At 55.6% G+C, this 6,007-nt stretch carries 5 protein-coding genes; 4 read left to right on the top strand and 1 reads right to left on the bottom strand.

The window, feature by feature from the left end:
• Positions 1 to 93 precede the first annotated feature (93 nt).
• The gene (locus HFM78_RS04945; protein ID WP_287128313.1) at positions 94 to 729 is read left to right on the top strand and encodes a HEAT repeat domain-containing protein; all 636 of its coding nucleotides are present in this window, start codon (positions 94 to 96) and stop codon (positions 727 to 729) included.
• Positions 730 to 775: 46 nt separating this feature from the next.
• Complete coding sequence (gene ebsA, locus HFM78_RS04950; protein WP_287128314.1) at positions 776 to 1,150, top strand: type IV pilus biogenesis protein EbsA; 375 nt, start codon at positions 776 to 778, stop codon at positions 1,148 to 1,150.
• A gap of 45 nt (positions 1,151 to 1,195) precedes the next feature.
• Here the strand turns inward: ebsA and HFM78_RS04955 are convergent, their stop codons facing one another.
• Positions 1,196 to 1,357, bottom strand: coding sequence for a hypothetical protein (locus HFM78_RS04955; RefSeq protein WP_287128315.1), 162 nt, complete (start codon positions 1,355 to 1,357; stop codon positions 1,196 to 1,198).
• A 175-nt stretch (positions 1,358 to 1,532) separates the two neighbouring features.
• Between HFM78_RS04955 and HFM78_RS04960 the strand changes: the two genes are divergently transcribed.
• Both HFM78_RS04960 and HFM78_RS04965 read left to right on the top strand, forming a co-directional pair.
• Entirely contained in the window at positions 1,533 to 2,765 is a 1,233-nt protein-coding gene (locus HFM78_RS04960) for an efflux RND transporter periplasmic adaptor subunit (protein ID WP_287128316.1), read from the top strand.
• A gap of 9 nt (positions 2,766 to 2,774) precedes the next feature.
• Positions 2,775 to 5,855 (top strand): efflux RND transporter permease subunit, encoded by a 3,081-nt coding sequence (locus HFM78_RS04965; protein WP_287128317.1) that lies wholly within the window; start codon positions 2,775 to 2,777, stop codon positions 5,853 to 5,855.
• Positions 5,856 to 6,007: the final 152 nt, after the last annotated feature.

The raw sequence follows: 6,007 nt of genomic DNA on the forward strand, positions 1-6,007 counted from the left end.
ACTCCCCAGAAGGTGTAAAAATCGCTAGTAAAAGTTTACAATAACGCTATGCAACGGACAGGCACGATACTAGAAGAATCTGCGACTCTTGCCATGCTGGACACGGACTCAGCTTATGGGGATGATATTCTAGACCCCGCCCCACCGCTGGACGTCGAAGCTATCCTGACTCAGCTCAGTTCGCCCCAAGTCTCGGAGCGGATGCAAGCGGCCCGTCAGTTCTCCGAAGTGGTCGAACCCCGTGCGATTCCCTGTTTAATTCATCTATTGGCGGATGCCTGCCCGTTAGTCCGCATCAGTGCTGTCTATGCGTTAGGCCGTAACCCGGACCCCCAGGCGGTCGAGCCTCTGGTCCTGTGCCTAGAAGATTTTAATGATTACGTCCGTAAGGGTGCAGTCTGGGCCTTGGGGAACTGTCAGGACCTCCGTGCTCTCCATCCCCTCATCGCCAGTCTGTGTTTTGATGTGGCGGCGGTTCGGCTCTGGAGTGCCAGTGCCCTGGGACAATTGGGGGACCGGGAAGCCGTCTCCTTCTTGATTGCAGCCCTCCAGGGCGACCCCGATGCCGCTGTGCGGGCGAACTGTGCCTGGGCCTTGAGCCGAATTGGGGACCCCAGTGCCCGTGAACCCCTGCGCCGGGGGCTGAGTGACCCGGATCTAGGCGTGCAGCAGGACTGCGCGGCGGCTTTGGCCCATCTAGGCTGGGGCGTGGACCTAGATAGTTATTAACTCCACCCCTGAGGGAAGCCTAAGCCACGGTCTACCTACTGCCACCATGCAGATTACCCCAGCCCCCCAGCGCGAAGTCGCCCTCTACTACCCCTACTACCCGGCAACCCGCCGTAACTTCTTGCCTCTGGCCTTGGGTCTCTACAAACAGGGCGCAACAGATGGTGTGCGCCGCATCGAAGGTCCCCAACGCCGGGAAGTCCCCTTCACCGCCACTTGGGCGGTCAAACAGTTGCCCTCGGACCTAACCGTGTGTCGGGTGGTTTTTGTCGTCCCCAACCGTGAACCCTTGGCCTACGAAGTTGCCTTCCCCAATACCGAGTTCATTGGTTATCTGGTGGAGACAATGCCGGGCTACAACGAACAGAAACCCATCGAATTACCGCAACAGTTCTACCGCCGTATCCTAGGCTATGCCTAAAACAAAACCCGGTTTAGGCCGGGTTTACTCAGTTGATGCAGCGATTTAACGGCGGCGGTCAAGGTTGCCCAGGGTGCAAGCGCGTCCGCCACTAGTCCGGCAGGACGTGTCTTGAAAAGGTTGAGGACCGATACGAGGAAAGCTAAAGGACCGCGCTTGAAACAGGTTCAAAAAAGCATCCACAAATTGGTCAATCGCTTTTTTCATCGCCATCTCGCAAGTTAAGTGTATTTAGCTTAGTCGTCCGGCAAAGCTAGGAATGTCTCTGAGATTAATCTTTACCTACCCAAGGGTCCAGATTCTCCCAGTTGAACTAGTGGGCTCGCCCGTCTCCGGTTAGATTAGGCAAAGTTACCCGCCGTTGTCAGCCCACGGAGTCTTTATGGCGAAAACCCCAGACCAGCGACTACCCCCCCGCTCAGTACCCTGGGTCCCACTCCTACTAGGCTTACTCGTCATTGGCGGCGGGGTGTATTTTTTGCGTCAACAAGTCGAGAATGCTGAACAAGCTCCGGCTCCACGGGCAAAACCAGCAATCCCCGTTACGAGTGCTGTCACCCAACAACGAGCCATTCCGGTCCAGATCACCAGTGTCGGGAATGTCGAAGCAGCGGCAACTGTAGCCGTGCGTTCTCAGGTGGAAGGACAACTGCTCAAAGTCCACTTCCGGCAAGGGGAGCTAGTCCGTCAGGGTCAAGTATTGTTCTCCATTGACCCGCGCACGGTCCAAGCCAACCTGCTTCAGACTCAAGCCGCTGTCAATCAGGCCCTCGCCAGTGTCGAACAAGCGAGAGCACTGCTGGTCAAAGACCAAGCCCAACTGCGGACCGCCCGGACCCAATTAGCGCGTTATGAGCAACTCTATACCCGAGGAGCCATCTCCCAGGACCAGTTAGACCAGTACCGTACCAATGTAGATGCGCTGGTTGCGACGGTACGCGCCGACGAAGCCAATATCCGTAATACCCAGGCTAGGGTCAACGCCGACCTTGCCGCCGTCACTAATGCCCAAGTGCAACTCGGCTACACCACCATTCGCGCCCCGATTAGCGGACGAGCCGGGGACCTCCTTTTTGACAGTGGAAACCTGATCCGGACCAATGACACTACGCCCTTAGTAACGATTAACCAAATTAATCCGATCTATGTCAGCTTCACCATTCCTGAGGTGCAACTCGCTAACCTCCGGGCACAGATGACCAAGAGCGGACTCAAGGTAACAGTCCGAGCTCCCAATGCAACGGGTACGCCTACAGGCAACCTCACCTTTGTCAATAACGCTGTGGATCCCACGACCGGCACCATCCAACTCAAAGCGACCTTTGCCAACCGCGATAACTATCTAGTTCCCGGTCAGTTTGTGGATACGACTTTGACCTTGAACACCTTAGATAATGCCATCGTAGTCCCGTCCCAAGCCGTACAGACCGGACAGAAGGGCCTCTATGTATTTGTGATTAAGCCCGACCAACTGGTCGAAGAACGGTCCGTCACCAGTAAGCTCACCTATCAGGGCCTCGCCGTGATTGACCAAGGTTTGCGCCCCGGTGAAGTCGTCGTCACCGATGGTCAGCTTCAGCTTGTCCCCGGTGCAAAAGTCCAGTCCAAGTCCTGAGGTAAAGCCATGAATCCCTCTGCCCTCTTTATTCGTCGCCCGATCACGACCGCTTTAATCATGGTGGCAATCCTACTCTTTGGGGTGGTGGCCTATCGTTTATTGCCCGTCAATGACCTGCCCAGTGTGGACTTCCCGACGATTCAGGTCTCTGCCAGTCTACCGGGAGCGAGTCCCGATACGATGGCGGCGACCGTTGCCACCCCCCTTGAACGCCAATTCGCCACCATCCCTGGCATTGACTCAATGAACTCCAGCAGTAGTCTGGGCAACACCCAAATCACGCTCCAGTTCGACCTCAACCGTGGGATTGATGCAGCTTCTCAAGATGTCCAATCGGCAATCCAGGCCGCTTCTGCCCTACTTCCCCCCGGTCTCCCCAACCCGCCTTCCTTCCGTAAGGTCAACCCCGCCGATGCCCCGGTCCTTTATCTGGCCTTGACCTCGCCCACCCTGCCCCTGTCCCGGGTGGATGAATACGCCCAGACCGACATTGCCCAGCGGATCTCCACCGTCAGTGGGGTCGCCCAGGTCCAGGTCTATGGTGCCCAGAAGTACGCTGTCCGGGTCCTGCTCGATCCGGCTGCTCTTGCCACCCGTGGCATCGGCATTGACGAGGTGCAAGCTGCGATTAGAAGTGGCAACGTCAACCAACCCACGGGTACTCTCTATGGCGACTACCAGTCCTATAACATTAAGTCCAACGGTCAGCTAACCAACGCCGCCGCCTACCGTCAACTCGTTGTCACCTACCGCAACGGCGCACCAATTCGCTTAGAACAACTCGGACGGGTCATTGATAGCGTCGAGAACGATAAAACGGCGGGTTGGTATAACAATACTCGCTCGATTGTGCTGGCGATCCAGCGGCAACCGGGGGTAAATACGATTGAGGTAGTAGATAATATCAAAGAGCTATTACCCACCTTCCGCCAACAGTTACCTGCCTCCGTTAACCTAGAGGTCCAGTTTGACCGCTCCCAATCCATCCGCGCCTCGGTGGAAGAAGTGGAGTTTACACTAGTGCTGACGATTGGTCTGGTCGTGATGGTTATATTTCTATTCTTACGGAACTTCACGGCGACGATTATCCCGAGTCTGGCGGTCCCCCTCTCGATTGTGTTTACCTTTGGCGCGATGTATTTGTTTGGCTTCAGTCTCAACAACCTATCTTTAGTTGCCCTGACCCTAGCCGTTGGATTTGTAGTAGATGATGCGATTGTGGTCCTAGAGAATATCGTCCGGCACCAGGAGATGGGCGAGGACCGGATGACGGCTGCCTTCAATGGCTCCCGTGAGATTTTCTTTACTGTTGTCTCAATGACGATTTCATTAGTTGCCGTATTTATTCCCCTATTATTCATGGGCGGGATTATCGGACGACTCTTTAGTGAATTCGCTGTCACGATGGCGGTGGCGATTCTGGTCTCGGGGTTCATCTCCTTGACCTTGACCCCGATGCTCTGTAGTCGTTTCCTCAAAACTCCCAATCCCGATGAACCCCGCAACTGGTTTTATCAAGTCTCCGAACGATTCTTTAATGGACTATTACACCTCTATGAGCGGAGTTTGCAGTGGGTGTTGGCTCGTCGTCTGCTGACCATGGGTGTATTCGTGGGGGTGCTAGTGGCTACGGTCTGGCTCTTTATCACCGTCCCCAAGGGCTTCATTCCCACAGAAGACACGGGTCAGGTGACAGCTTCCACTGAAGGTGTTCAAGGGATTTCCTTCGCTGAGATGGTCCGCCATCAACAGGCCGTCGCCGCCATCATTGACCGTAATCCCCATGTCGCGGCCTTCAACTCCAGCGTTGGAGCCGGCGGTAGCAACAGCGGACGAATGTTCATCCGACTCAAACCCCGTGACGAGCGGCCCAGTGCCGACGAGATTATTCAGGAATTGCGGACCCAAGTGGCAGGCGTCCCCGGTATCCGCGTTTTCTTCCAGAACCCCCCCGCGATCCGTATTGGGGGCCAACAGACTAGGGCACTGTATCAATACACCCTCCAGAGCCCTGACACCGATGAGCTTTACCGCGTCGTCCCTCAGTTAGAAGCCAAGCTCCGCACCCTCCCTGAACTCCAGGATGTCAACTCCGATCTCAAATTGAGCAACCCCCAAATCAACCTCACTATCAATCGCGACAAAGCCGCCGCCCTCGGGGTTACGGCCCAACAGATCGAGTCCGCCCTCGGCAGTGCCTACGGTACGCCCCAGGTCTCCTTGATCTACACTGACACCAACCAATTCCGGGTCATCCTCACGCTATTGCCCGAATATCAGAACGATCCCGCTTCCCTAGGTCGTCTTTACGTGCGCTCAACCATGGGTACGCTAGTCCCCTTGGCAACCGTGGCAGACTTTACCCAGGGTGTAGGCCCGCTCCAGGTCAACCACGTCGGTCAGTTCACCTCGTCTACGATCTCCTTTAACCTCAAACCCGGTGTTTCCCTCGGTGAAGCTACGGAAAAAGTCCAAGCTGCTGCCCAATCCGTCCTACCAGCAACTATCACCGCCAGTTTCCAGGGTTCTGCCCAAGTCTTTGAGGATTCCGTTGCGAACCTGGGTCTGCTCCTCGCGGTGGCAGTCCTCGTCATCTACATCGTGCTGGGTATCCTCTACGAGAGCTTTATTCACCCTTTAACCATCCTTTCCGGGTTGCCCAGTGCGGGTTTCGGGGCACTCTTGACGCTGCTTATCTTCAAGGTAGACCTGAATATCTACGCCTTTTTGGGTCTGGTCTTGCTCGTCGGGATTGTCAAGAAAAACGCCATCATGATGGTGGATTTCGCCCTTGAAGCCCAGCGCAAGGACGGGAAGGACCCCGCCGAAGCGATCTATGCCGCCTGTCTTGTCCGCTTTCGTCCGATCATGATGACGAGTGTTGCCGCGCTCATGGGTACGCTTCCCATTGCCATCGGTTTCGGAGCCGGGGCTGAGACTCGTCAACCTCTCGGTCTCGTCGTCGTGGGCGGTCTGCTCTTCTCCCAAACCATCACGCTCTACATCACGCCAGTCATCTATCTCTACCTAGACCGCTGGGAGAAAAAAACCCATCCTCAAGATGAGCCTGTCCACGAATTTACCTAGCCGGTCAACGCCATAGCAAGTATTTAGGCGTTGCACAAGCAGCTAATGAAAGCGGGGAGAAGTGGGATTTCCCCTGTTTTTAGGTAATGCACTACCAACCGTAAAGATAACTTCCACATCGCCTTGCTCTTTGCGTAACCAAGACGCTTGCG

The sequence above is a fragment of the Candidatus Cyanaurora vandensis genome (assembly GCF_013285555.1).
GTDB lineage: Bacteria > Cyanobacteriota > Cyanobacteriia > Gloeobacterales > Anthocerotibacteraceae > Cyanaurora > Cyanaurora vandensis.